Below are 25,544 nucleotides of genomic sequence, written 5' to 3' on the forward strand. Positions count from 1 at the left end.
AAATAAAGACTTTTAATCCAAAATCCAAAATCTAAAATCCAAAATTTTTATGAGAGGCACTATTCCCGTTGTTGCATCTGAGGAAAACACTAGTCAGCAACTCTCTACCCTGCGGCGCTTTTTGCAATACGTGCTACTCTATCGCAAAGAAATTCCCATAGCCCTGACTTTAGTATTGATAGGTGCTATAACCCAGGCAATTGGGCCATTTTTCCTCGGCTGGTCAATTGATCGTCTAATTGCACAAGGGAATTTGCAAGGACTGCTGCTGTTATTAGGGCTACTTGGACTAAACTATGGACTTGGTGTATTAGCAATCCGGGGTCAAATTATTCGAGTCGGCTGGATTATGCAGCGATTGCTGGCTCAACTGAGGCAAGATATTTTCATTAAAATCCAAAGTTTGCCACTGAGCTTTTTTGATCGCAGCGAAGCAGGCGATTTAATGAGCCGTCTGCTGAATGATGTCAATACCGTGAATCAGGCATTTGGACTGACGATCGCCCAAATGCTGGGCAACACTTTCAGTTTGATCGGTATAATCATTGCGATGCTCTCAATCAACCTGCAACTCGGTTTGTTGAGCAACCTGGTTGTGCCACTGATGATTTTTACCACAAGCTTGTTTGCACGTTGGGCGAGAGCCAGATTTCGCGTTACCCGACAAACCATTGGGCAACTTTCTGCCAAGTTAGAAGAAGATATTGGCAGCGTGCGAGAAGCGCAGGCATTTAATCGTGTGCAGACGAATATCGCAGAATTCGATGTTCTCAACGCCGCCAATCGTGATGCCAACGTCGAAGCTGTGGCAATTACTTCAGCCTTTTTGCCCTCCATCGATTTTCTCAACACACTAGCAACCGCAGGCGTGCTGGCTTATGGCGGTTATCTCGCAGTTACAGGAGCTGCAACAGTGGGTGTAGTGACATCCTTTTTACTTTACGTCCAGCAGTTCTTCCGCCCTATCCAAATTCTCAGCCAGTTTTACACCCAAGCTCAATCTGCCTTTGCCGGATTAGAGCGAATCTTTTTATTACTAGATGAACCGTCAGAACTCAAAGATGCACCCAATGCGACAGAAATGCCGCCTATTCAAGGTGAGGTGACATTTGATAATGTCAAGTTTGGCTACAACCCAGATCAACTGGTTCTCAAAGGGGTGAATTTGCACGCCTATCCAGGGCAGATGGTTGCGTTAGTCGGGCCGACCGGTTCGGGAAAAAGTACAATCATTAACTTGATTTTGCGCTTCTACGATGTATCTGGCGGTGCAGTGAAAATTGATAATATTGATGTGCGTAGTGTTACTCAAGCAAGTCTGCGGCGTCAAATAGGCATCGTCCTGCAAGACAATATTCTGTTCAGTGGTACTGTTGCTGAAAACATTGCCTTTGGCGCTCCTTACGCCACCCAAGCTGATATCGAAGCGGCTGCACAACTGGCAAATGTACATGAGTTCATTACCTCATTGCCACAAGGCTATACAACTCAATTGGGTGAACGGGGAGCGCCTTTGAGTCAAGGACAGCGACAACTAATCAGTATTGCTCGTGCGGTGTTGATTAACCCGCGAATTCTGATTCTTGATGAAGCCACCAGCAGCATTGACACACGTACAGAAGCGCTAGTACAGAGTGCGATCGCCCGCTTGCTTCAAGGTCGTACCAGCTTTGTAATTGCCCACCGTCTCAGTACAGTTACTCAGGCAGATCAGGTATTAGTCATTCAGCAGGGACAAATTGTAGAGCAAGGTACTCACACTGAACTTGTCAATCAGCAAGGTGTATATGCCAACCTCTATGCCCTTCAACTGGGTGTAGCAGACACAATGGTTCTTCAAAACGAAAAGTAAAATATATTTGAAGAAGAATCCAGAATCCAGAATCCAGAATTCAGAATTCTGACTCCTGACTCCTGAATTCCTTTTTATCGCTCAAATTTATTAATTGCCAGCCAAGGAATGAAGCTACCTAACCTCGATTCGGAAACTATCAATCGCATCATTGAAATGGCATGGGAAGATAGAACATCTTTTGATGCCATTGAGGCTCAGTTTGGGCTTCTGGAGAAACAGGTAATTGCCCTAATGAGGCGTGAAATGAAGGAATCTAGTTTCAAGATGTGGCGAGAGCGAGTTACTAAACGCAATACAAAGCATTTATCTAAGCGAGAATTTATTGCAGGTCGGTTTAAATCGCACAATCAAAAAACGTAAGTAATTGGGTTAAAACTACCAAATTCAGAAGCACAATGACGAAAGTTACACTCTATATTGCAGCTAGTTTGGATGGCTACATTGCTCGCAGCGATGGCGGAATTGATTGGCTATCAATCCTTGATATAGAAGAGGAAGACTATGGTTACACTGATTTCTACGAATCGATTGATGCTATTGTAATGGGCAGCAAAACCTATGAAGTAGGGCTTGGTTTTGATAAATGGCCTTATCCAGACAAAAAATCCTTCGTTTTCACTCAGCGCCATCTCAAATCTGACCGCGAAGACGTTGTGTTTGTTTCGGACACAGTACAACAGGCGTTAGCAAATATAGAGGCTCAAGGCTTAGAAAACATCTGGCTAGTTGGTGGTGGAGCATTAATCAATTCGTTTCTTCAACACAATTTGATTGACGAATATATTATTTCAATTATTCCAACTATCTTAGGTGGCGGCATACAACTTTTCCCACCGCCTACCCCTGAAGAAAAATTGGAGTTGATTCACTCAAAACAATATCCAAGTGGTTTACTTCAAGCACACTATAAGCCAATACGCTTGGGTTAGCGTCAAAAACCATAAACTGCATAGGTTGGGTTTAGTTCCTCAACTCAAGCATATTGCAAGGCAAAAAACAAAGGGTTAAAAATTTATAATTTTGCTTGAATTGGTGAGAAGTCCGATGCTCGGAAACCGCCGCTCGGAACTTCGGTTAATTTGAACTCCACCTAAAACGTCACTGCCATTATTAGGTAGAGGAATGAAACTCTTGTTAATTAAGAATTACGAATTAGGTTTAAACAACCTCAAGAAGTTTCTGAACAGCCTCGCTAAACTGCTCGTAAGGAGAAACTCCCACGATAGTTTCTGCTAAAATACCATCTTTAAAAATTAAAACCGCTGGAATGCTGCGAAGACCGAATTTTTTGAAAATCGGCTTATTGCTGTCAACATCTACTTTCACAACTTTAGCGCGACCTTTGTATTCCTCGGCAAGTTGATCCATTAACGGACTGATTAGGCGACAGGGGCCACACCAAGTAGCAGTAAAATCAACAACAACAACTTTCTCTTCACTTCCATTTAAAACAACATCAAATTCACTTTCTTCAACGTAAGCAACTATGTGAGTATCAGTAGACATTTTTTAATTCCTTTAGTATCAAACTAAAATTTCAGCAAAGGACTAACTATATAAACTATACTCCCTTCTGAGTGTCAGATTCACCAGTCACCTACATCGGGAAACCCCCGCAACTGAGTTTTCCTGAGTAGCGTATATTTAATAACACACATTTTCATACGTAGAATGCGATCAAAATGTAACTTACCATTAAGACTACTTCAGTGCGTTAGGTTCCTAACGAGTAATGAAGATTAAATCACGAGATATTTAAAAAGTGAGAAAACTGTGGAATAATACACAGGTGGTAAATTTAATTGCATTCCATAGATTGATAATAAATGTAAAACTATGATTACTCAGCATTACAATTCAATTCATGTCGAAAACAACTTGCTTAAACAAATCAAAATTAAAGAAAATCAGCTAAAAATTGCACAAGAATCTAATATGCTCTATGTAGTAGAAGCATTACAGGATGAATTATTAGAGTTACAGCATCAATTGTCAGAGCCTCAAGACGTTGAGGTTCAGGCATTGATGAGTTTGCTAGACGATTAAGATTGTAAATTTGTGTTGCAAAGTTTATTGAAAACAAAAAACTCTGTTTTCTGGAAGCAGAGCATGGTGATTGTGATGCCTGTGAGTGTACTTTAGGTGCTATGGCTCAAGAATTAATGACAAGAAGTAGCGATCTAAAGTGTCATAGTAAAGATGATGATTTTTACTTTAGATAAGATTTTAGGGTTTTTGCTGAGTATGTGGTCTTTTTATCTGCGGTACTGAATCAATCTTAAGAACAGGTTTAATTGAGCGCAGTTGTCTTTGCCTGAGAATTTGAATTTCTCTCTCAATTGAATCTTTTCCTTGCCTAAAAAAGTCTTGAGAGTTATGTGGAACCAAGTCACGAGATAAATTTTGAGCTTGTGCTGGAGTCAAACGAGGAAGGGGTTGTTCAGCATTGGTGGAAGTCTGTACAGCCAATACAAAAGCTGTTGAAACCACCAAGGGTTTCATTTTTATACATCCGGCAAATATCAGGTTTAACATGATTAATAGATCCGTTGTGTGAATGCTGATTCAAACCATCTTGTTTTGGTCTGATTATAAGCAAGGTACACTTATTGGGTTGCTAATGACCTCCCACAAATGGATGAATTAATATTGAAATTTTTGATGGATGTTGAGAGCAAGAAAATTGTGCTAGATGTAAAAAATATACTATTCAGTAGCTAATGGTATTTTTGCCTTTTGAAACACCTGCTCAACAGTAAATTGCAGTCCTTCAAACAAAGAATCTGTGAGTAGTTCTTCTCCCATATAAGTTTGTGGTGCTGCATCTGGATAAAAAACAGTAATGCTTCTGGCTTTACTATCTAACTTGAGTTTGGACTAATTGGCATTTAGCGGCAATAAATAGAAGCTAAGAGAAAGTTACCCAACATCTTTCAGAGGCTGAGTTGAGTTGAATCGTTGAAAAAAAGCAGAAACTAAGCAGCAGTTAGATTAGCATTTTTAAGTGATTCTTCGGTTTTAGGTTTTTTAGATGCGTGTTTTTTGACAGTGGGATAACGGGGACGTAGAGGTGGCTGATGCCCTTGGGCGCGACCAGGTGATTTACCGCGAGTTTTAGGGGGTTGAGCAGGAGTACCAATTGCGGCTAAAATTAGTGGAAAGGCTTGTGCCACACGTCCTGGAGACAGTGTATCCTGATTCGATTGCCAAGGCAATGGGGAGTCGATACAGGCAACTCTAGCTAGCCAGAGTTGCCAAGTTAACAGGGGCATCAGGTCACTCCATCGCTCTGCTGCCTGAGTAGAACTAAGTTGAGGGTGTGTCCAATACAACCTCTGCTTCGCAAATAGATACCAATGCTCAAGGGCAAAACGGCGTAAGTATTTGTGCCAGAGATCCTCTAATGCAGGCATTGTCTGACCCAACCAAGCTAGCCATAAGGGTTGGAACTTACGATTACGTCCTACTGGTTTGATGACCTCGACGCGAATAATTTCCATTGCCCGGTTTGGGGATTGAAGAAAATGAAACCCACTCCAACGCATTACTTTAACTCGACCAATTTTCGGGTCTTCAACTTCTAGAGTTTCAGTTGCCACAGGCCAAGTTTCCGGGTCATTGAGCTTAAACTTATGACCATGTTTACAAGGTGCGCCTCGTCCTTTGTAAGTACTGGGTGTACCCCATACACATCGGTTAGATGCTAAACGTAACAACAGGTCTGCGTCAATTTTCTCCGTAGCTTGGACAAACTTGGCGTTGCCATAACCTCGGTCATAAGCGGCAAGCGGCCCTTTTTCCCTAACTCACGAGTGATTTGTTTAAGTTGGAATGCTGCTTTACTGTTTGGCGTTTCAAAGCTGGTGAGCCGTTCATGTTTCAACGGCAATGCCCAACTCCCATCCGCCTCTGGTATCCACGCTAGCGTGCTGTAACTTTGTCCGATGCCTATACTTCCCCTGGAGTCCCCATGAAAAGTTCTTTCTTTTAGTGTCTTCGCTTCTGGTCTTGCCCAAAAACTATGATCCCCTGCTAGAAATGGCTGTTCATCCGTCGCTACCTCCTGTACCAGCAGTTTCATCAACTTCCTCTTCGGTGGGCGACTATCATGCAGTGCTGCATAAATGCTCGACCATTGCCGTCGAAATACTGGGCTTTGTGACAAGCTTACAAATGATGGGATACTCGGACTTGTTAATACTGCATCCATCAATTCAAATACTGCATCTTTGGCCTTCCCCAAACTATCGTAGATAGCTTGGCGGAATTTTTCTAGTTGTGTCAGGATCATCACGTCAATGATTTATCGATTACTTTCATTGACTTTACGGCAGTCAGCAGTAACACTGACTGCTTTTCTCTAGCCTTTTAGTCCAAAGTCCAGTATCTAATACCCACACCCGCAGCACCTTAGCATCTAAATAATCTTTGGCTTTAGCCGCCATTTGTCCAAAGGTTTGCCCCGGCGAAATAATCTCAATCACCAAATCAGGAGGAACAGAACATGCTCCTTCTTGATCCCAATCAGGTGGTAAACGTTCATTAGAAATATATAAAATATCAGGTATTGGCATCCAATCTCGCCCTCGACGAGTTAATGCGACAGCTAATTCTGGGCAAACTTCTCCTTTACCCTCACAGCATTGCTCAAGCAAATTGAGAAGGGCGCGGGTAAGTTTAGAGTGGAATTTTTTTGGTGACATCTTAGGACTTGCCTGGCCATCAACAAGTTCATAGGTGATATCTCCCTCGCCTGGTGGAAGATTCAAGAACTCTTGCAAAGTTAATTGATTTTTGGCTTGGAGTATCATGGCTCATTAATTCGTAATTGAAAAACAGAGCAACTAATTTTTATTCTGACTCCTAAATTATGACTCCAGAATTCTTCTTTAAATTATTCACATTCCCCGCAACACTTGCCGAATAATATCTGATGGCACTTCATCGGTAACTGTTACTACACCAATCTCTGTTGGTAAAACAAACCGTACTTTCCCGGCTTGGACTTTCTTATCTAATTGCAACGCCTCAATAATTGCTTCAATATCTACCCCATCTGGTAATTGAGTTGGTAAACCCGTTTTTTGAATTAAAGCGTTTTGCCGTTCTGTGTCTTCCTTTTGCCACAGTCCTAAATCCACAGCAATTTGACCGGCTGCTACCATACCAATAGCTACCGCTTCACCATGATTTACTAGACGATAACCAGTCAAACTTTCTACTGCATGACCGATGGTATGTCCATAGTTGAGAATCGCCCGTAATCCGCCTTCTTTCTCATCTTTACTGACAACATCAGCTTTAGCTTGACAAGAGCGTGTTAATATACTATATAAAAGGTCAGATTTTACATAGCGGAGTTGGTCGAGACGTTTACTTGCTTCCAACTGGGCAAACAATTCGGCATCCCAAATCACACCGTACTTAATAACTTCTGCCATCCCCGCCCGAAACTCACGCATAGGTAGAGTTTTTAACACATCTGGGTCAATCAAAACTAAACGTGGTTGGTGGAATGCCCCAATTAGGTTTTTACCGTGGGGATGATTCACGCCAGTTTTGCCACCAATTGCGGAATCCACCATCGCCAACAGAGAAGTAGGCACTTGGACAACATTAATACCGCGCAACCAAGTTGCAGCTGCAAAGCCAGTCATATCGCCAATTACACCTCCCCCTAAAGCCACCATAGTAGAAGAACGTTCTAGGCGGTTTTCCAAAGCGATATCGTAGAGTTTTTGGATAGAATTGAGGGTTTTGTAGCGTTCACCAGGTGGTAGAGTGCAGCTAGCAACTTCAAATCCGGCAGATGTTAGAGATGCGATCGCTCTTTCGCCAAAATGCTTAAAAATCGTCGGATTAGAAACCAGCAGTACCTTCTTGCCTAGCTTGAGACTGGCCATCTGTTGACCCAGTTGATCTAAACTCGAAGGTGCGTTAGCGTAGCTCGACGAAGTTATCGCAATCTCATAAGACTGCTCTGGTAAATTTACATTAATTATAGAAGTCATTGCCCAACCCCAAACAAGCGCTTGTGGGCTGTATTGTATCGCAATCTCGGAAATGGGCATAGGGCATTGGGAATTGGTTAAGAAACAAGGAAGCAGGGGAAAAGTTGCAGTAAGTATTTCCCCTCTACCACCATGCCCAATGCCCCATTCCCAATGCCCAACAACTAATGATTCAATAGATTTAGGAAGTATTCTGGAGAGAAATAAATGTTTGCAATTGTATCTTATGTCGTCTTCTTGGGTTTATTCTTTGGCTTATCTGTAGGTTTGCTGTTCGGTCTGCGGACTGCCAAGATAATTTAATCGAGAGATAGATTCAACCCAAGACTCTTGTGGGGTGGGCATCTTGCCTGCCCTAAGTTTGTAAATACGCTATAAAACCCTTACTTTTTCACCAAGTCCACCATAAGGACTTGGTAAAAATGCTGTAAGCTTTAGTCCGTCTGCACTTACTCTCTGATGTTGACAAGAAGTTAATTGTTTTTTCCTAAAGTATTGTTACCGCATCGTGATATGATTCAGCTGACTGAATGTGCAGTCATCATATTTAACTGTACTGGTTTCAAGTCCCGTGAGCTTGTCTGACGAATCAATTGCGCCCACTCCGACAACGCAACAAGATGCTAAAACCGGTTCTGAAGACACAGAATCGGGTAACTCCATGCAAGAGTTCTATCAACTCTTCCAGCGATTGTTGGTAATCACGCTTGTCTTGACGGGGGTTATTTTTATCTCTGTGTGGATTTTTTATTCCTTAAACATTGCCCTAAATTATTTAATTGGGGCGTGTACAGGTGTGGTTTACTTAAAAATGTTGGCTAGAGATGTTGAGCAGCTCGGTAGTGAGAAAACCAGTCTGAGCAAAACTCGTTTTGCTCTATTTTTGGGAGTGATGATCGTGGCAACTCAATGGCGTGAGCTACAGATTCTACCCATTTTTTTGGGATTTCTAACTTACAAAGCCACGCTCTTCGTCTATATGGTGCAAATTGCGTTCATTCCTGATTCTTAAAAAGTCAGGCTCACAAAGATAGTAATCCCATCCTCGCTTGTTGGGGAAAATGCTTGAAGAATGCAAATGCTTAGTGTCTTAAACGCCTTTAATTCTTTTCCCCTCGCCGAATTAGAAGTAGGACATCATTTCTACTGGCAGTTGGGCAATCTTAAAATTCATGGGCAAGTTTTTCTCACCTCATGGTTTGTGATTAGTATTCTAGTAGTGGCTTCAATAGCTGCTACTCGAAATGCACAAAGAATTCCCAAGGGCATCCAGAATTTAATGGAATACGCCCTAGAATTCATTCGTGATTTGGCCAAAAACCAACTTGGTGAGAAAGAGTACCGCCCTTGGGTGCCATTTATTGGCACATTGTTCTTGTTTATTTTCGTATCGAACTGGTCAGGTGCACTAATTCCCTGGAAGCTCATCAAGCTACCTTCAGGCGAATTGGCAGCTCCCACCAATGACATCAATACGACTGTTGCATTAGCACTGCTAACATCCTTAGCGTACTTTTACGCGGGTTTTAGCAAGCGGGGTTTAGGCTACTTTAAGAAATATATAGAGCCAACACCCGTTTTGTTGCCGATCGCAATTCTCGAAGATTTCACCAAGCCCCTCTCCCTAAGCTTCCGGCTATTTGGTAATATTTTGGCGGATGAATTGGTAGTGGCGGTATTGGTGCTGCTAGTTCCTCTATTTGTACCTCTGCCTGTAATGGCCTTGGGTTTATTTACCAGTGCCATTCAAGCCCTGGTTTTTGCCACCCTAGCCGGAGCATACATTCATGAGGCAATGGAGGGGCATGGCGGAGATGAACATGAGGAGCATTAAACTTCTCAGTTGATAGCACAGTTCCAAGAGCATATTCGCTCAAAATATCGCAAAGCGCGATCAAAGAACTCATGTGCAGCGTGAAAACCACGTTTCTAATCGTTAACGTACTTTTGTTAGTTTTGTAATCAAAGCAAGGAAAATCAACATGGATCCATTAGTTCAGGCTGCTTCAGTTCTCGCTGCTGCTTTAGCGATTGGTTTAGCTGCAATTGGCCCTGGTATTGGTCAAGGTAACGCTGCTGGACAAGCAGTAGAAGGTATTGCTCGTCAACCTGAAGCAGAAGGAAAAATTCGCGGTACTCTGCTATTAACCTTGGCATTCATGGAATCCTTGACTATCTATGGTCTAGTAATTGCCTTGGTATTGCTGTTTGCTAACCCCTTCGCTTAATACCTGAAAATTTTTGTGAGTGTGGAGACGTGAACCATCACGCCTCTACAATCGAAATGTTTTAGGTATCTTAATAGTTCTAATATTCCGTTGACTACCGATTTTAGATTTTGGGTCGCACCTTTAGTGCGCTTCCAGCACAACTTAGATTATCAAGAGTTTTCGGTACATGCCCCTGAGCGATACCTGCTCTAAAATCTAAAAGACGCTCCTACGTCGCTAACGCTACGCTATCAGCAATCTAAAATCCCAAATTACTTGACCCTTGTTGGCTATGGGTCTCTAAAATATGAAAGGTTGGATGATGGTGCTAGCCACGAAAACTGCTACTCCAGCCAAAGAGGAGACAAATGTTTGATTTCGATGCTACCTTGCCCTTCATGGCATTGCAATTCCTGCTATTAGCAGCTTTGTTGAATGCAATTTTCTATAAGCCACTGACCAAGGTACTAGACGATCGCGATAGTTACATCCGAACGAATACCCTTGAGGCGCGGGAGAGCTTGGCTAAAGCCGAGCGCTTGGCTACCGAATATGAGCAGCAACTCGCAGACGCTCGCAGACAATCGCAAGCGACTATAGAAGCAGCTCAACTTGAAGCTAAGAAAATTACTGCTGAGAAAATTGCTGAGGCCCAAAAAGAAGCTCAGACTCAACGAGAACAAGCTTCTGTTGAAATAGAACAACAAAAGCAGGAAGCTTTTCGCACCTTAGAGCAACAAGTTGATTCTCTAAGCAGGCAGATTCTAGAAAAACTATTGGGGCCAACTCCAGTTAGATAAGCTAACTAGACTGGCTCTGTGAAAGCATACGCGCAGCTGGGCCCTAGTCCAGAGCGCAAAATTTAAGTGTCACAAAAGGGCACTTTTTTCCCTTCGGGGAAAAGATACTTAACTTCCTTACGGGGAAAAGATACTTAAATTTCCCTTTGGGGAAAGATACTTAAAATTTCCCTTGGGGAAAATACAACGTATTAGCAGCGAGCAGCGCACTTGTAAATGGGTATCATGGGGACATTCTTATTACTTGCCGCAGAAGCGAACGCTGTTCACTCTGAATTGGCAGAAGGCGCAGCAGAAGGTGGTTTCGGTCTAAACCTAGACATTTTTGAAACCAATCTGATCAATCTAGCGATTCTGATTGGCATATTATTCTACTTCGGACGTAAAGTTTTAAGCAATATCCTGAACGAGCGACAATCCAATATTGCCACCGCAATTCAGGAAGCAGAAGGGCGCTTAAAAGAGGCAAAGACTGCCCTTTCCCAAGCGCAAGAGCAATTAAAGCAATCTCAAGCAGAGGCAGAACGCATCCGCCAATCTGCTGTAGAAAACGCTCAAAAAGCGAAAGAAGCCTTGTTAGCGAAGGCAGTGCAAGACGTAGAACGCTTGAAACAAACAGCAGCAGCAGATTTAAACACCGAAACTGATCGAGCGATCGCTCAACTGCGGCAACGGGTAGCTACACTAGCATTGCAAAAAGTCGAATCGCAACTCAAAAGCGGGATTGCTGACGATGCTCAACAAAGTTTAATTGACCGCAGCATCGCACAACTGGGAGGCAATGTATGACAAGTCAGGTAGCGGCAGCCGAAGTAGCCCAACCTTACGCACAGGCACTTTTGTCAATAGCGCAATCGAAAAATTTGACAGAAGAGTTCGGGGAAGATGCGCGTACTTTCCTCGGCCTGCTCAGGGCAGACAAACAGCTACACAACTTCTTCAGCAACCCGTTTATTCAGTCTGAGAACAAAAAAGCTCTCATCAAACAAATACTCGGTGAAGGCGCTAACCCCTACTTACGCAATTTTTTGCTGATATTGGTAGATAAACGGCGCATTGCATTCTTGGAATCCATTTTTCAACAGTATTTGGCGCTGTTGCGGCAGCTGAATCAAACCGTATTAGCGGAAGTAATTTCAGCCGTTCCCCTCACAGAAGCTCAACAGCAGGCAATTACAGAAAAGGTGATCGCCATTACCAATGCTCGCCAGGTAGAACTAGAAACCAATGTAGACAGCGAGTTAATTGGTGGTGTGATCATTAAAGTAGGTTCTCAGGTAATTGACGCCAGTATCCGGGGTCAGTTGCGCCGCCTTTCATTGCGCTTAACTAATAGTTAGGAGTTAGGAGTAGACGCGATTAATCGCGTCTGTACAAGAGTTAGGAGAGATGCGATTAATCGCGTCTGTACAAGAGTTAGGAGTTAAGTAAATAGTAATTTATTTTGACTTTTAACCTTTGCTTTTTTAACTCAGCACTCAGCACTGAATTCAGTCTCGAAAGCAAAAAAGATAGACACATGAGCATATCAATTAGACCTGACGAAATTAGCAGCATTATCCAACAACAAATCGAGCAATACGATCAAGAGGTCAAAGTTGCTAACGTTGGTACTGTCCTCCAAGTAGGTGACGGCATTGCCCGGATTTATGGTTTGGAAAAGGCCATGTCTGGGGAACTTTTAGAATTTGAAGATGGCACAATTGGCATCGCCCAGAACTTGGAAGAAGACAACGTGGGCGCGGTGCTCATGGGTGAAGGGTTGGAAATTCAAGAAGGTAGTTCTGTAACCGCCACTGGTAGAATTGCCCAAGTACCCGTGGGAGAAGCCCTAATTGGAAGAGTTGTAGACGCTTTGGGTCGTCCCATCGATGGCAAAGGAGACATCAAGTCCTCAGAAAGCCGTTTGATTGAATCTCCAGCACCAGGTATTATTGCCCGTCGGTCTGTACACGAACCCATGCAAACGGGTATCACAGCTATTGACTCAATGATTCCTATCGGTCGTGGTCAGCGGGAATTGATTATTGGCGATCGCCAAACCGGTAAAACTGCGATCGCGATCGACACCATCATCAACCAAAAAGAAGAAGATGTAGTTTGTGTCTACGTTGCGATCGGTCAAAAAGCTTCCACAGTTGCTAACGTGGTGCAGACATTGCAAGAAAAAGGCGCAATGGATTACACCGTCGTCGTCGCAGCTAGTGCCAGTGAACCAGCAACCCTACAATACCTAGCTCCTTACACAGGCGCAACTATTGCTGAGTACTTTATGTACAAAGGCAAAGCTACCCTGGTAATTTATGATGACCTTTCCAAACAAGCCCAAGCTTACCGCCAAATGTCCCTACTGCTGCGTCGTCCACCCGGACGCGAAGCTTACCCTGGCGATGTATTCTACATCCACTCTCGCTTGTTAGAAAGAGCCGCAAAGCTGAGTGACGAACTAGGTAAAGGCAGTATGACCGCCCTACCAATTATCGAAACCCAAGCTGGTGACGTTTCAGCATACATCCCCACCAACGTAATTTCTATTACCGATGGTCAGATATTCCTGTCTTCTGACTTGTTTAACGCTGGTATCCGTCCCGCTGTAAACCCCGGTATTTCTGTATCCCGTGTGGGTTCTGCGGCTCAAACCAAGGCAATGAAAAAAGTTGCCGGTAAGATTAAATTGGAATTAGCCCAATTTGACGACCTACAAGCCTTCGCTCAATTTGCTTCCGACTTAGATAAAGCCACTCAAGACCAGTTGGCGCGGGGCCAACGGTTACGCGAACTCCTCAAGCAGCCACAAAATTCGCCACTCTCGGTATACGAGCAAGTAGCAATTTTGTACGCTGGTATTAATGGTTACTTAGATGACGTACCTGTAAATCAAGTAACCACCTTCACCAAAGGTCTGCGGGACTACTTAAAGACTGGTAAAACCCAGTATGCCGAAGGAGTAAAAGCCTCCAAAGCACTAGGTGACGCAGAAGAAGCTGCCTTGAAAGAAGCACTCACCGAATACAAGAAGACCTTCAAAGCAGCAGCGTAATTACAGTGCTGAGTGCTGAGTGCCGAGTGCTGAGTAGCCACAAGTGTTGAGTTGAAGAAAGTTTTTCATTCAAAACTCAAAATTTCAAACTCAGAACTCAGGACTCAGAACTCAGAACTCAGGACTCAGAACTCAGAACTTAAAGTTATGGCCAATCTAAAAGCAATACGCGATCGCATTCAGTCGGTCAAAAACACCAAAAAAATCACAGAAGCCATGCGTCTCGTAGCTGCGGCTAGAGTACGTCGGGCGCAAGAACAAGTGCTAGCGACTCGTCCCTTTGCTGATCGCTTGGCACAAGTATTGTATGGTTTGCAAAGCCGTCTGCGCTTTGAAGAAGCAAACCTACCACTACTAAAAAAACGCCAAGTTAAGTCAGTCGGGTTGTTGGTTATTTCAGGCGATCGCGGTCTATGCGGCGGCTACAATAATAACGTCATCCGTCGTGCAGAAAACCGCGCCAAGGAAATCCAGGCAGAAGGTTTAGACTATAAATTTGTACTCGTCGGACGCAAATCTACCCAGTACTTTCAACGCCGCGATCAGCCCATCGATGCTACTTACACCGGCTTAGAGCAAATCCCCACCGCAGCAGAAGCCAATGAGATCGCTGACCAACTACTTTCCTTGTTCCTTTCGGAAGAAGTTGACCGCATCGAATTAATCTATACCAGATTTGTCTCTTTGGTTAGCTCACGTCCGGTAATACAAACCTTACTACCCCTTGATCCACAAGGTTTAGAAGCAGGCGATGACGAAATCTTCCGCTTGACAACCCGTGGTGGTCAATTTCAAGTCGAACGGGAGAAAGTGGCTAGCCAAGTCCGCCCGTTGGCTCCTGACATGATTTTTGAACAAGATCCAGTACAGATTCTTGATTCTCTGTTACCTCTGTATCTCAGTAACCAGCTATTGCGGGCGCTGCAAGAATCGGCGGCTAGTGAACTAGCAGCGCGGATGACAGCCATGAGTAATGCCAGTGAAAATGCTGGTGAATTGATTAACACCCTCACCCTGTCTTACAACAAAGCCCGACAAGCTGCAATTACTCAAGAACTCCTTGAGGTTGTAGGTGGTGCTGAAGCACTAACTTAGGAAAATATTTGTTGTGGATTATGACAAATAGCCAATTGCTAATGGTTTTAAAATTAGCGATTGGCTATTTTGACTAAGTGGAGCCATATATTTTGACTTTAATAATTACGAATTACGAATTACGAATTACAAATTTAAGAATCGCGTATTATAATTGAAGTATGAAGCGCATGGGTCCGTCACGGTTTCGACAGGTTGGCGAACGCTGCTCTGTGATTCAGGTCGAGAGTGAGTCTCCTCTCGGAAATCAAAGGCTCAAACAAAAAGTAAATGCGAATAACATCGTTAGCTTTGCTCGTAAGGATGCTCTAGTAGCTGCCTAAACACCTCTTATAGGTTCGAGCGTCTTTAGTTTGACTCCGTTAAGGACTGAAGACCAACCCCCAACGGATGCTCTAGCAAGCGTTCTCTGGTTGGCTTGCTGGCTAAGATTAAATCAGAGCATCCTACGTTCGGGATAATGAACGATTCCCGCCTTGAGGGTCAGAAAGGCTAAACCTGTGAATGAGCGGGGGGTCAATACCCAATTTGGACAGCAGTTCGACTCTGCTCGGATCCACTAAAAATAGTTAAAAAGTCCACCAAGCAGTTTAGTGTTTAGGTGGATTTTATTAAAACAGAATTCAGGAGTCAGGAGCCAGAATTCAGAATGAGTTTTGAACTAAAAAGCGGATAGCGCCGGCGGCAAGCGAGTCTTCTCCCAAGGGGAGAGGCCAAGGGCAAACGAGCGTCTTGATTCTGACTCCTGAATTCTGACTCCTGAATTCTGACTCCTGAATTCTTCTTCAATACCCCAGAAGCAACGATTAGCCAAATTGACCGTTAACATATTCTTTAGTCGCCTCTTGTTGAGGAGCGTTAAAGATGGCTGAAGTTTTATCGTATTCCACAAGGTAGCCAAAGCGATTTCCATTTTCGGCAGCTTCGGCATTGAAAAAAGCAGTCATGTCCGAAACTCGTGTTGCTTGTTGCATATTGTGTGTGACGATGACTATTGTATAGTTCCCCTTGAGTTCATGCATAAGTTCTTCAATTCCCTTTGTTGAGATGGGATCAAGAGCAGAGCAAGGTTCGTCCATCAGGATAACTTCAGGCTTCATAGCGATCGCTCGTGCAATACAAAGCCGTTGTTGTTGTCCACCAGACAATGATAAACCGTTATTCTTCAATTTATCTTTTACTTCTTTCCACAGTCCGGCTCTTTGTAAAGAGTCTTCTACCAATTCATCTAGGTTGCCTTTGAAATTGCTAATCCGCGCACCAAAGGCAATGTTGTCGTAAATTGATTTGGGAAATGGATTAGGTTTTTGGAACACCATACCAATCCGACGACGTACTTCAACAGAATCTACATCCTTATCGTATAAATTTTTTCCTCGGTAGGTAACTCTACCATTTATTTTTGCTCCCGGAATCAGATCGTTTAAACGATTAAAACAGCGCAGTAATGTACTTTTACCACAACCCGATGGCCCAATGAAGGCAGTAATCTGATTTTTAGGAATCTCGATAAAAATATTTCGTAATGCTAAAATCGAGCCGTAATGTACAGAGACTTCCTCCGCACGCAATAAAGTCTCTGTAACAGTAGCAGATGTATTTGATTTCATATATGGAACCTCTTAAAAAAAATAAGCTAAAAAACACTCAATAACTTCTTCCCCATGCCCCATGCCCAAAAACTCTGTGAGTGGAGTTTTTATTTAAACTTTCTGGCGTGTTGCAATGCGAGAAATAACGCTGATTAGTAGCACGATGCCCATGAGAACAAGGGCAGCAGCCCAAGCCAATTCTTGTTGAGCGCGGAAAGGAATAATCGCAAAGAAATAAATTAGAACTGGTAAAGTAGCGATGGGTGCAAACAGATCCGTAGACCAAAAATTATTATTAAGAGCGGTGAATAAAAGTGGAGCTGCTTCTCCGGCTGCTCGGGCGATCGCCAGAGTTACGGCTGTTGCAAGTGCAGGTAATGCCGCAGGTATAACAATTCGTGTCACAGTTTGAAATCGAGTCGCTCCCATGCCAAGGGCCCCTTGGCGAACCTCTTGGGGAATTAATAGCAACCCTTCTTCTGCTGTTCGCATCACAATTGGCAACATTAATACGCTGAGTGCGACACCACCTGCCAACGCGGAGAAGTTGCCCATTGTAGCAACAACTATACTATAAGAAAACAGACCCGCCAATATCGCTGGAACACCTGTGAGGACGTTAGCAGAGAATCTCACCCAGTAGGCAATTTGAGTCCCTTTGGCAAATTCAGTTAAGTAAATTGCCCCTAGAATTCCTATTGGTATGCTAAGTACACTTGCCACACCAAGGGTGATTAAAGACCCAATAATGGCGTGACCAAATCCACCTTCAGTCAGTCCTGGTGGAGGGGGTAATTCTGTAAAAGACTCGATTCCCAATCTGGGCAACCCTTGACGAGCAACATCATAAACCACTGCTACTAAGGGTGCTATTACTAGCAACGTAAAAAAACCTGCAATTGTCGTTAGTAAGACACTCAAAATATTCTTGCTAGAGACTTTTGAGCCTTTCAAATTCACAGGTTCAATGGTTGCAGAGAAATCATTGTGATTACTGGTCACGTCGCTTCGCTCCAAATTCAAAATTAATAATCCCGATAAGTAAAAAGGGATTTTGAGGCTTTAGTATGAACAAAATGCGATCGCGTTTAAGTAAATAATTACTCAACGTTTTGAAATTTCTTAATAAACACTTGAGCAAGGATATTGACAATCAAACTCAAAATCATCAATATAAGTCCTGTGTAGAGTAGAGCTGCAACTTGAGTTCGACCAGCTTCACCAAATTGGGATGCAATGAGTGATGTAATAGTTGCACCAGGATTTAATAAAGAAGGAGTAATCCGGTTGGCATTTCCAACTAGCATTGCTGCAACCATTGTTTCTCCCATTGCTCGTCCCAGTGCGATCATGATAGAACCAATAATTCCAGATAAACCAGCGGGAATTAATACTCGCATAATAGTTTCCCAACGGGTTGCACCCATCGCCATTGCCCCTTGTCGGAGTTCTGGTGGCAAAGACCGCAGTGTATCCCGTGTAATGGAAATAATAATGGGTACAACCATAATTGCTAAGACAATGCCTAGTGTCAACAGACTATAGCCTCTAGGAATGCCTGAAAAAAGGGGAATCCAGCCCAATGTATCGCTGAGAAATTGATAGAACGGACGAATAAAGGGGATGAACACAAAGATGCCCCAGAGTCCCAAAACTACGCTGGGAATAGCAACAATCAACTCAATCGCAAACAAGATAGGAGTACGAATGTAACTAGGGATGAAATCTTCGTTCAGAAATACTGCAACTCCAATCCCAACGGGTATTGCAATCAAAAGAGCGATCGCTGATGTCACCAAAGTCCCGTAAACCTGTGGTAAAGCACCGTAAATATTATTTACTGGGTCCCAGGTTGTGGTGATGAGAAAATTTAAACCAAAGGTTTGGATGGCAGGTAATGCTGACATTCCAATCTCAAAAATCACAAAAGCGAGAACTCCAGCAACAGCGATCGCCATTATCAGGGTCAGCCAAAAAAAGCTCTGGTCAAAAACTCCCTGAGTAGTTAACCGCTTTTTGATACCTGGTTGATTATCTCTAATGCTTTCTCCAGTCTGTATACTCATAACCAACCCCTTAAAATAATTCGTAATTCGTAATTCGTAATTCGTAATTCGTAATTACGTTTTGTGACTTGTGTTGAGCGAAGTCGAAATATGGGGATTTAGCTTAGGCTTCAATTCGCGCTGCCTGTCTTGCTGGGGAATTAAACAAAACACATACTTTGTTAAAAAAAGAAACTCTTGTAAGATAAGTCTTTTGCTTTTCGCTTCCAGCATGGCTGGCTTTTGCCTTAGCCCGCCTTGACTTGATCAAGTCTTTCTCTAATCCGGTTGATGATGCTTTCTGGCATTGGTACGTAATCTAATTCAGTGGTAATAGACTGACCATCTGTTAGTGCCCATTCCATCACTTTACGTAGACTTTCCCATTTTTGGGGGTCGCTATACTGTCGATAAACCAAAATCCAGGTTAAACCTACAATTGGGTAGGCATTTTCACCTTTAGGATCGGGCACTGTCAGACCAAAGTCTTCTGGAATTTCTGCATTCTCCAACGCAGTAGAAGCAGCTTTTGCTGAAGGGTATATAAAGTTTCCTGCTGCATTCTCAATCTCAGCAGATGGAAGTTGATTTAGTTTTGCATAAGCATACTCAACGTAACCAATCGCTCCTTGGTTTTGTTGGATAAGTGCAGCAACTCCTTCATTCCCCTGACCACCTTGACCTACAGGCCATTTTACGGAGGTTCCTACTCCAGAAGGCCACTTGGGGCAAGCTGCATTAATATGATTTACAAAAATAAATGTCGTACCACTACCGTCAGAGCGATGTGACCAGAGAATCGGTAAGTTAGGTAACTTGAGATTTGGGTTTACTTTAGCAATTGCTGGATCATTCCAGTTAGTGATATTGCCTTGTACAATTCCACAGTACACCTCCCTACTTAACCGCAGTTGACCGTCATTAACACCGGGCAAGTTATAGGCAAATGAAAGAAATCCCCCTGCCATTGGAACTTGGATCGGCTCATAGTTGTATTTAGATTGGAAAGATTTTAAGCGATCGCCTTCAATTGGCGCATCACTCGCGCCAAAATCCACAGTCCCGTTAATGTACTGCTCTAGACCTGCACCGCTTCCTACTGATTGATAACTTACCTGTACATTAGAAGCAACATCTTTGTTATATGCAGAAAACCAGCGTTGATAAAGAGGAGCGGGAAAGGTCGCACCTGCACCACTAATGGCAACCGTACCACCAGCACCTTGTCCCTGAGATCCACCTACTGTAGGCGCTTCGTTCTAGGCCCACAAGATAAAGATCCTAGTGAGAGGGTTAAAAGGATTGCAGAAGTACCTTTGAATTTTTGAAAATTCATAACTATTCTCATCACATTGATCATTAACTTCAGTGTTGAATAGAAATGTTATTCAAAAGTGACATTGCTTTAAGATATGGTTAAGTATTGTTTAAAATTTATTGCTCATTAACAAAGCTCGACTTAATTCATTTTTTTTACTGTGATGCCTACGTTAAGCCCCTACAAAGCTTATTTATAAAAATCTCTAAAACTCGTATTTTGCTGCGAGAGAAAGAGGTCAAACCCTTCGGGAATTAAAAATTAATTATCACGAATAAATTAGAATTTTTATATATATGCTTTCAGGGCAACTAAAAAAATCATCCCGTACCATATAGGACTAATATTTGATTTCTGAAAAAGCTCCGTACATTTGAAGAGTCGCAAAATCAAAGGTAGTGTGCCGGATAAACCACTCAAACATCCATTTGAGATGTGAGAACGAAGGAATCAAGGCACAGAAACGCCGCACCCAGGTTTTAGCTTGTAACCAAATATCCTCAATTGGATTTTGTGACGGGCAATTAGGAGCAAAGCGGACGCAGTGAATTTTCCACTCCTCTTGAGACAAATCTTGGTTTACCTCGCCTAAAAAGTTTTGAACCAGATGTGAACGATGGTAAGAAGCACCATCCCAAAAAAGAAGTAATCTTTGATTGGGGGACTGATCTAATAAATAACGTAGATAATCAATTGTATTTTCTGAGTTACCTGCGTTATACGCTTTTAGTAGTAAGCTTCCCTCCAGATAGTCAACTGCCCCGTAGTATGTCTGTTTGTCTCGTATATTAACAACTCTCACTGCTATTTCTTGGTCAGTTTTTCCCCAGACATACCCACTTAAATCTCCCCACATTAAATGACACTCATCAAGCAGCAATACTCTCAACTTTCCTTCTTCAATTTCCTGCCGATGCCTTGCCAATAGTGTTTCAATCTCTTTTTTTTTTGCAGCAACAGCGTCCTCGTCAGCTTTTGGATTTAAAGAAGTAGTTTTCTTCCAACTAATTCCTGCCGCATCAAATAAGTCATAATAGCTCCGCTTTGACTCATAAGTTACATCATATTCAAAAGCCAATTTATATTCGAGTTCACCAAGTTCCCAACATTCTTTTGTTTGCAACCAACTTAAAACTTCTTCTCGTTGTTGAGCAGTTAAGTAACTTTTTTTTCCCTTGTGGTTCAGGCGCAGTCCCGAAATTCCATCTTCCTCATAAGCTTGCTTCCAGCTTGTTATCGAACCCAGTGACACATCTAAAATTGTTTGAATTTCCTCATACTTGTAGCCTTGATAAACCAATTTGACTGCCAACGCTTTCCTCACCTCACGCGCATCTGGGCGATCATCTATAAATTCTTGTAGTTCTGCGATCGCGGCTTGTAGATGCTGGTTTATCATTGTTAGCTATTAGACAAATATTCTGTCCGTATTATCTCGTAGTTTTTTTCAGAAATCAAATATGATTCCTATATCCCTCTTCTGTCACTTTCCGGGAAAGTGATCGCTAGAAGCCTCATGAGGCAATCAATACAAGCTATACTATTAGAAAAAAATAGGACTTGTATTTGTTATTAGAAAATAATCGCGCAATCGCTTGTTATACAAAAGCTCTAGATTTTAGAAAAGGCAAATGTTTTCGGAGAGTGACAGAAGAGGGATATAAATGTTGGCGTGAGATGATTTTGGAAGTATTTGTAAGTTTTACAACCTTTCAAAAGCAACTTTAGTTCCGTGCTTGGGATTATACAGGTGCGCTTCCAAACCTCTTTCCCCTTTGTTTAAGTACCCGTCGTAATCTATCTGCACTCAAGTTGACTTGACGCTCAGATGCCAGTTTTTTTGCTAATTGTTTAGAGTTATAACTCTCTGAATCTTGAGCTAAACAATTTTCTAGATAAACCAAATCTGATTCCGAATATCGCGGTTTTCCGCCTCGGCCAGGAGCATCCCACAAACCTGCTAAACCCATCTTTTCCCAGCGATGAAGGGTTTGACGTACTGTTGAAATCGCCCAGTTCAGTCCTTTAGCAATTTGCTCATTTTTTAAGCCACGAGTATTCAGTAGTAAAACTTGAGCACGATCCTTGGTACGTTGAGGAACATCTTTGGCTTTTCTCAACTCTTCTAAAGTCAGCTTTTCTTCCTCAGTTAGAAAGACTTTTAATCGGCATCCCATAGTTAATAACCTTTTATGCAATAAAATTTTGTCATTTTTATGTCTATTCACGCCTATACACTTAAGTAGTTGGGTGCTTTATTACACTCTTTAAAACCTAATACCGTTTTTTGTGAAGCTGCATATAATTCACCCTCCGGCTATCGCCGTCCCCCTTGGCAAGCTACGGTGTATATACAAGTCTGAAATAGTTTGCTCACCTGTTTTTTCGCGTCAAATTACCCCACCCTAACCCTCCCCGATGCATTGGGGAGGGAACTAGATTTTCTGTTTCCCCCCTTGGAAAGCTACGGTGTATACACAAGTCGAATTACCCCCTCTAACTCCCCCGATGCATTGGGGGAGAATCGGGTATTTCCCCCCTTTGCAAGGGGGGACTAAGGGGGGTAAATCCGGGGTTTGGGCTTCATTACCAAGATGTGTGTACACCGTAGCCTTGGAAAGGGGGGATTAAGGGGGATAATTTGACTTGTGTATACACGCCAAGGCATCGGGGGGACTACAGGGGGGTACTATTATGTGCATCTTCATCCAAAATTGGTATGAGCTACAAGTATTAAGGATGTCGGCGTCTACAAGGCTGCTACGTGAGAAGTATTTGGATCGAGAACACTATCAAAGTTTGCAATTTATCATCAGCAATGAATTTTTATAAAAAGTTAGGCATATCAGAGATGACGCCATTAGCCTGTATAGGCAAATTTATTTAATAGCCTGAAGCTGTAGCTTATGGCTATGACAATAAGAATTTGTTGGCGTTATTCTGATTAATGTCTAAAGTCGATAATAAAGGACTGTATCACCAAAGTTCTTAGATGATTCGTATGCTTACGGAGATTTATCGAAACTTTAAAAAGGATTTTTACACTAGTTTCCATTTTGCTCATTAGTAAAAGATATGTAAGCCTATTTTCTTTTGATTGTACTAGTTTCTGGAAAGGTGCTTTGCTAAACTCCAAAAAACCATCTGTTTTATCAACTTTACATAAAATTTATATTTTACACAACAAGATTCTCGCTTGAGATAAAAATATATTCAATACCAATTTTAAAGAGCATTGCTAGCAGCTTTATTTGATGTAGATTAAAAACCTAAAATGATTAACTTACCTTTCCTACCTTTCCTACCTTTCCCACTTTTCTACTTAGTTATAAGAGAGTAACTTAAAAAAATAGCTTTTTATGATTCATATCTAAATCTATTTTTTTAAGATATTTATTTTGCGATCGCTCAATAATGTGCGCCAAAATCATCGGATCTCTTTGTCAATCCTGGTCTGTCATTAGCATTTATACGTCATTTTCAAAAATCAAGGCTAATATAACAGTCCTAGATGTGTGATTTTTTAAGTTTGAAGTTTTTCAGCTTTTATTGGCAAATAATATGATAGACGTGATATTTTTGAATTAGGATAAAAGTAGATAAATAGCAAAATTAAATACTCAGTAAATCCTGATGAATAAAATAATATTTAGTATATTTTTTGAGTCATAATTTTTGCTAAAAAACAGCCATAATTGATACAAGTTAAATTTTTCAAAAACTGATATTTATTACAACTTAAACAAAAAATAATAGAGAGAATGGGGGCAGAAGAAAAACCTGTTAATTTGCGATCGGAGACGAATAATGGTAGCGATGTCTACGACCGGCGATGCCCACGCAGAGAACGCTCAACATCGGTTAACTATACAAACTGTAGAAATTGCCCCTAACACAACGGCGATTCGCTCTCTTGATTGGGACCGCGATCGCTTCGATATCGAATTCGGACTGCAAAACGGCACAACCTACAATTCATATCTAATTAGGGGTGAACAAACAGTTTTGATTGATACTTCTCACCAGAAGTTTCGTCACCTGTATTTAGAGACTCTCAAAGGTCTTGTTAACCCCAAGACAATTGATTACATAATTGTTAGTCACACAGAGCCAGACCATAGCGGCTTAGTAGAAGATGTCCTCCAGTTAGCTCCTAGAGCTACTGTTTTAGCCTCAAAAGTTGCGCTTCAGTTTTTAGAAGGCTTAGTACACGATCCTTTTTCCAAGCGGATTGTCAAAAGTGGCGATCGCATAGATATCGGCAAAGGACACGAAATGGAATTCGTGAGTGCGCCTAACCTGCACTGGCCTGATACAATCTTTAGCTTTGACCGCAAAACCCAAATTCTCTACACCTGTGATGCTTTTGGGATGCACTTCTGTGACGATCGCACCTTCGACGAAGATTTAGAAGCGATCGAAGCTGACTTTAGATTTTACTATGACTGCTTGATGGGCCCTAACGCTCGTTCGCTGCTGAATGCGATGAAGCGGATGGGTGAGCTAGGGAAGATTAATATAATTGCCAATGGTCATGGCCCTTTATTATACCACCACTTAGATGTTCTAACCGGGTGCTACGAAAATTGGAGCCAAAAACAAGCTAAAGCAGAAACAACAGTTGGCTTGTTTTTTGTCTCAGATTACGGTTATGGAGAGCGTCTTGGTCACGCAATTGCCGAAGGTATACTGAAAACTGGCGTTGGTGTAGAAGTACTGGATCTGAGTACTGCTGAGAGCCAAGAAATTCAAGAACTAGCCGGGAGAGCAGCTGGCATCATTATCGGTATGCCCCCGACTACCGCCGCCGCTGCCCAAGCTAGTATTAGTTCGGTGCTAGCTGTTGCCAAGAACAAGCAATTTGTTGGTCTATTTGAATGTTACGGTGGGGATGATGAACCCATTGATACACTCCGGAGAAAATTTCTCGACTCTGGCATCAAAGAAGCCTTCCCAGCGATTCGGATTAAAGAAGCTCCCACTGCATCTACATTCCAGTTATGTGAAGAAGCGGGTAAAGACTTAGGACAATTGCTAGTGCGCGATCGCAACATCAAGCAAATCAAGTCCCTTGATGTCAACATGGAAAAGGCGCTGGGTCGCATTAGCAGCGGACTATATATAGTCACAACTAAAAAAGATAATGTATCCAGTGCAATGCTGGCATCCTGGGTAACGCAAGCGAGTTTGCAACCATTAGGATTCACAATTGCCGTTGCTAAAGACCGCGCCATTGATTCCTTAATGCAAGTAGGCGATCGCTTCGTCCTCAACGTTTTGGAAGAAGGCAATTATCAAGAATTGAAAAAGCACTTTCTCAAGCGCTTGCATCCCGGTGCTGATCGTTTTGCTGGAGTGAAAACTCAAACCGCGAAAAACGGTTCACCAATTCTAACTGATGCTCTGGCATACATGGAATGTGAAATACAGAGCAGCATGGAATGCAGCGACCACTGGATTTTATACTGCACCGTCCAAGAAGGTCGTGTCTCCAAAAACGATGGATTGACAGCCGTTCGCCATCGCAAAGTAGGTAATTACTACTAAATATTGGGCATGGGGTACGGGGCATAGGGCA

General features: G+C 42.5%; 23 protein-coding genes, 1 other RNA gene and 3 pseudogenes. 15 read left to right on the top strand and 12 right to left on the bottom strand.

Annotated elements, in window-relative coordinates:
• Positions 1-49: 49 nt before the first annotated feature.
• The 3 genes from HUN01_RS30620 (at position 50) to HUN01_RS30630 (ending at position 2,784) form a co-directional block, all read left to right on the top strand.
• Positions 50-1,852 carry an ABC transporter ATP-binding protein gene (locus tag HUN01_RS30620; protein ID WP_181929319.1) on the top strand — a complete coding sequence of 601 codons (1,803 nt, stop codon included), beginning with the start codon at positions 50-52 and terminating at the stop codon, positions 1,850-1,852.
• A gap of 108 nt (positions 1,853-1,960) precedes the next feature.
• Positions 1,961-2,215, top strand: coding sequence for a TIGR03643 family protein (locus tag HUN01_RS30625; RefSeq protein WP_181929320.1), 255 nt, complete (start codon positions 1,961-1,963; stop codon positions 2,213-2,215).
• 35 nt (positions 2,216-2,250) lie between these two features.
• Entirely contained in the window at positions 2,251-2,784 is a 534-nt protein-coding gene (locus tag HUN01_RS30630; RefSeq protein WP_181929321.1) for a dihydrofolate reductase family protein, read from the top strand.
• A gap of 229 nt (positions 2,785-3,013) precedes the next feature.
• Here the strand turns inward: HUN01_RS30630 and trxA are convergent, their stop codons facing one another.
• Complete coding sequence (gene trxA / locus HUN01_RS30635) at positions 3,014-3,361, bottom strand: thioredoxin (RefSeq protein ID WP_069073275.1); 348 nt, start codon at positions 3,359-3,361, stop codon at positions 3,014-3,016.
• 330 nt (positions 3,362-3,691) lie between these two features.
• Between trxA and HUN01_RS30640 the strand changes: the two genes are divergently transcribed.
• Positions 3,692-3,901 carry a hypothetical protein gene (locus HUN01_RS30640; RefSeq protein ID WP_181929322.1) on the top strand — a complete coding sequence of 70 codons (210 nt, stop codon included), beginning with the start codon at positions 3,692-3,694 and terminating at the stop codon, positions 3,899-3,901.
• A 180-nt stretch (positions 3,902-4,081) separates the two neighbouring features.
• Here the strand turns inward: HUN01_RS30640 and HUN01_RS30645 are convergent, their stop codons facing one another.
• The 5 genes and pseudogenes from HUN01_RS30645 to aroB all read right to left on the bottom strand — a co-directional run bounded on the left by HUN01_RS30645 (position 4,082) and on the right by aroB (position 7,866).
• Positions 4,082-4,390, bottom strand: a complete 309-nt coding sequence (locus HUN01_RS30645; RefSeq protein WP_181929323.1) for a hypothetical protein — start codon at positions 4,388-4,390, stop codon at positions 4,082-4,084.
• A gap of 171 nt (positions 4,391-4,561) precedes the next feature.
• A pseudogene (locus HUN01_RS36705) lies at positions 4,562-4,720 on the bottom strand (Uma2 family endonuclease); the annotation flags it as partial.
• A 110-nt stretch (positions 4,721-4,830) separates the two neighbouring features.
• Positions 4,831-6,146 (bottom strand): annotated as a pseudogene (locus tag HUN01_RS36455) (NF041680 family putative transposase).
• A gap of 43 nt (positions 6,147-6,189) precedes the next feature.
• A complete protein-coding gene (locus HUN01_RS30660; RefSeq protein ID WP_181929324.1) occupies positions 6,190-6,666 on the bottom strand; it encodes a Uma2 family endonuclease in 477 nt (158 codons plus the stop codon).
• An 87-nt stretch (positions 6,667-6,753) separates the two neighbouring features.
• Complete coding sequence (gene aroB / locus HUN01_RS30665) at positions 6,754-7,866, bottom strand: 3-dehydroquinate synthase (protein WP_181932883.1); 1,113 nt, start codon at positions 7,864-7,866, stop codon at positions 6,754-6,756.
• A gap of 207 nt (positions 7,867-8,073) precedes the next feature.
• Between aroB and petL the strand changes: the two genes are divergently transcribed.
• The 10 genes from petL (at position 8,074) to ssrA (ending at position 15,573) form a co-directional block, all read left to right on the top strand.
• Positions 8,074-8,169 carry a cytochrome b6-f complex subunit PetL gene (petL, locus tag HUN01_RS30670; protein WP_084227316.1) on the top strand — a complete coding sequence of 32 codons (96 nt, stop codon included), beginning with the start codon at positions 8,074-8,076 and terminating at the stop codon, positions 8,167-8,169.
• 268 nt (positions 8,170-8,437) lie between these two features.
• Positions 8,438-8,878 carry an ATP synthase subunit I gene (locus HUN01_RS30675; protein WP_181929325.1) on the top strand — a complete coding sequence of 147 codons (441 nt, stop codon included), beginning with the start codon at positions 8,438-8,440 and terminating at the stop codon, positions 8,876-8,878.
• 60 nt (positions 8,879-8,938) lie between these two features.
• Positions 8,939-9,700 carry a F0F1 ATP synthase subunit A gene (gene atpB / locus HUN01_RS30680; RefSeq protein WP_175586935.1) on the top strand — a complete coding sequence of 254 codons (762 nt, stop codon included), beginning with the start codon at positions 8,939-8,941 and terminating at the stop codon, positions 9,698-9,700.
• Positions 9,701-9,848: 148 nt separating this feature from the next.
• A complete protein-coding gene (gene atpE, locus HUN01_RS30685; RefSeq protein ID WP_013192016.1) occupies positions 9,849-10,094 on the top strand; it encodes an ATP synthase F0 subunit C in 246 nt (81 codons plus the stop codon).
• A 350-nt stretch (positions 10,095-10,444) separates the two neighbouring features.
• A complete protein-coding gene (locus HUN01_RS30690) occupies positions 10,445-10,876 on the top strand; it encodes a F0F1 ATP synthase subunit B' (RefSeq protein WP_181929326.1) in 432 nt (143 codons plus the stop codon).
• A gap of 216 nt (positions 10,877-11,092) precedes the next feature.
• Positions 11,093-11,665 carry a F0F1 ATP synthase subunit B gene (locus HUN01_RS30695; protein WP_181929327.1) on the top strand — a complete coding sequence of 191 codons (573 nt, stop codon included), beginning with the start codon at positions 11,093-11,095 and terminating at the stop codon, positions 11,663-11,665.
• Positions 11,662-12,216, top strand: a complete 555-nt coding sequence (atpH, locus tag HUN01_RS30700; RefSeq protein WP_181929328.1) for an ATP synthase F1 subunit delta — start codon at positions 11,662-11,664, stop codon at positions 12,214-12,216. The genes HUN01_RS30695 and atpH overlap by 4 nt, the downstream gene beginning before the upstream one ends.
• Before the next feature lie 179 nt (positions 12,217-12,395).
• Positions 12,396-13,916: a F0F1 ATP synthase subunit alpha gene (gene atpA / locus HUN01_RS30705; RefSeq protein WP_069073283.1), complete on the top strand. Its 1,521-nt coding sequence runs from the start codon at positions 12,396-12,398 to the stop codon at positions 13,914-13,916.
• A 147-nt stretch (positions 13,917-14,063) separates the two neighbouring features.
• A complete protein-coding gene (locus tag HUN01_RS30710; RefSeq protein ID WP_181929329.1) occupies positions 14,064-15,011 on the top strand; it encodes a F0F1 ATP synthase subunit gamma in 948 nt (315 codons plus the stop codon).
• A 172-nt stretch (positions 15,012-15,183) separates the two neighbouring features.
• Positions 15,184-15,573: a transfer-messenger RNA gene (gene ssrA / locus HUN01_RS30715) on the top strand.
• A 244-nt stretch (positions 15,574-15,817) separates the two neighbouring features.
• On the opposite strand, the gene pstB is transcribed toward ssrA, so the two are convergent.
• The 6 genes and pseudogenes from pstB to HUN01_RS30745 all read right to left on the bottom strand — a co-directional run bounded on the left by pstB (position 15,818) and on the right by HUN01_RS30745 (position 22,143).
• On the bottom strand, positions 15,818-16,621 hold the full coding sequence (gene pstB / locus HUN01_RS30720; protein ID WP_181929330.1) for a phosphate ABC transporter ATP-binding protein PstB: 804 nt from the start codon (positions 16,619-16,621) through the stop codon (positions 15,818-15,820).
• A 93-nt stretch (positions 16,622-16,714) separates the two neighbouring features.
• Positions 16,715-17,605 (bottom strand): phosphate ABC transporter permease PstA, encoded by an 891-nt coding sequence (pstA, locus tag HUN01_RS30725; RefSeq protein ID WP_181929331.1) that lies wholly within the window; start codon positions 17,603-17,605, stop codon positions 16,715-16,717.
• A 98-nt stretch (positions 17,606-17,703) separates the two neighbouring features.
• The gene (gene pstC, locus HUN01_RS30730) at positions 17,704-18,669 is read right to left on the bottom strand and encodes a phosphate ABC transporter permease subunit PstC (protein WP_181929332.1); all 966 of its coding nucleotides are present in this window, start codon (positions 18,667-18,669) and stop codon (positions 17,704-17,706) included.
• 227 nt (positions 18,670-18,896) lie between these two features.
• Entirely contained in the window at positions 18,897-19,850 is a 954-nt protein-coding gene (gene pstS / locus HUN01_RS30735; protein WP_181932884.1) for a phosphate ABC transporter substrate-binding protein PstS, read from the bottom strand.
• A 456-nt stretch (positions 19,851-20,306) separates the two neighbouring features.
• Positions 20,307-21,341 (bottom strand): annotated as a pseudogene (locus HUN01_RS30740) (IS630 family transposase); the annotation flags it as partial.
• 367 nt (positions 21,342-21,708) lie between these two features.
• Complete coding sequence (locus HUN01_RS30745; RefSeq protein ID WP_181929333.1) at positions 21,709-22,143, bottom strand: helix-turn-helix domain-containing protein; 435 nt, start codon at positions 22,141-22,143, stop codon at positions 21,709-21,711.
• Between the two features lie 1,630 nt (positions 22,144-23,773).
• Between HUN01_RS30745 and HUN01_RS30750 the strand changes: the two genes are divergently transcribed.
• Positions 23,774-25,513: a diflavin flavoprotein gene (locus tag HUN01_RS30750; RefSeq protein WP_181929334.1), complete on the top strand. Its 1,740-nt coding sequence runs from the start codon at positions 23,774-23,776 to the stop codon at positions 25,511-25,513.
• Positions 25,514-25,544 lie beyond the last annotated feature (31 nt).

The organism is Nostoc edaphicum CCNP1411 (assembly GCF_014023275.1).
Lineage (GTDB): Bacteria > Cyanobacteriota > Cyanobacteriia > Cyanobacteriales > Nostocaceae > Nostoc > Nostoc edaphicum_A.

What these genes read in the sequence shown, in the direction of transcription:
- HUN01_RS30620 (WP_181929319.1), top strand. Translation starts at nt 50, where the DNA reads ATGAGAGGCACTATTCCCGTTGTTGCATCTGAGGAAAACACTAGTCAG.
- HUN01_RS30625 (WP_181929320.1), top strand. Translation starts at nt 1,961, where the DNA reads ATGAAGCTACCTAACCTCGATTCGGAAACTATCAATCGCATCATTGAA.
- HUN01_RS30630 (WP_181929321.1), top strand. Translation starts at nt 2,251, where the DNA reads ATGACGAAAGTTACACTCTATATTGCAGCTAGTTTGGATGGCTACATT.
- trxA (WP_069073275.1), bottom strand. Translation starts at nt 3,361, where the DNA reads ATGTCTACTGATACTCACATAGTTGCTTACGTTGAAGAAAGTGAATTT.
- HUN01_RS30640 (WP_181929322.1), top strand. Translation starts at nt 3,692, where the DNA reads ATGATTACTCAGCATTACAATTCAATTCATGTCGAAAACAACTTGCTT.
- HUN01_RS30645 (WP_181929323.1), bottom strand. Translation starts at nt 4,390, where the DNA reads ATGTTAAACCTGATATTTGCCGGATGTATAAAAATGAAACCCTTGGTG.
- HUN01_RS30660 (WP_181929324.1), bottom strand. Translation starts at nt 6,666, where the DNA reads ATGATACTCCAAGCCAAAAATCAATTAACTTTGCAAGAGTTCTTGAAT.
- aroB (WP_181932883.1), bottom strand. Translation starts at nt 7,866, where the DNA reads ATGACTTCTATAATTAATGTAAATTTACCAGAGCAGTCTTATGAGATT.
- petL (WP_084227316.1), top strand. Translation starts at nt 8,074, where the DNA reads ATGTTTGCAATTGTATCTTATGTCGTCTTCTTGGGTTTATTCTTTGGC.
- atpB (WP_175586935.1), top strand. Translation starts at nt 8,939, where the DNA reads ATGCAAATGCTTAGTGTCTTAAACGCCTTTAATTCTTTTCCCCTCGCC.
- atpE (WP_013192016.1), top strand. Translation starts at nt 9,849, where the DNA reads ATGGATCCATTAGTTCAGGCTGCTTCAGTTCTCGCTGCTGCTTTAGCG.
- HUN01_RS30690 (WP_181929326.1), top strand. Translation starts at nt 10,445, where the DNA reads ATGTTTGATTTCGATGCTACCTTGCCCTTCATGGCATTGCAATTCCTG.
- HUN01_RS30695 (WP_181929327.1), top strand. Translation starts at nt 11,093, where the DNA reads ATGGGTATCATGGGGACATTCTTATTACTTGCCGCAGAAGCGAACGCT.
- atpH (WP_181929328.1), top strand. Translation starts at nt 11,662, where the DNA reads ATGACAAGTCAGGTAGCGGCAGCCGAAGTAGCCCAACCTTACGCACAG.
- atpA (WP_069073283.1), top strand. Translation starts at nt 12,396, where the DNA reads ATGAGCATATCAATTAGACCTGACGAAATTAGCAGCATTATCCAACAA.
- HUN01_RS30710 (WP_181929329.1), top strand. Translation starts at nt 14,064, where the DNA reads ATGGCCAATCTAAAAGCAATACGCGATCGCATTCAGTCGGTCAAAAAC.
- pstB (WP_181929330.1), bottom strand. Translation starts at nt 16,621, where the DNA reads ATGAAATCAAATACATCTGCTACTGTTACAGAGACTTTATTGCGTGCG.
- pstC (WP_181929332.1), bottom strand. Translation starts at nt 18,669, where the DNA reads ATGAGTATACAGACTGGAGAAAGCATTAGAGATAATCAACCAGGTATC.
- HUN01_RS30745 (WP_181929333.1), bottom strand. Translation starts at nt 22,143, where the DNA reads ATGGGATGCCGATTAAAAGTCTTTCTAACTGAGGAAGAAAAGCTGACT.
- HUN01_RS30750 (WP_181929334.1), top strand. Translation starts at nt 23,774, where the DNA reads ATGGTAGCGATGTCTACGACCGGCGATGCCCACGCAGAGAACGCTCAA.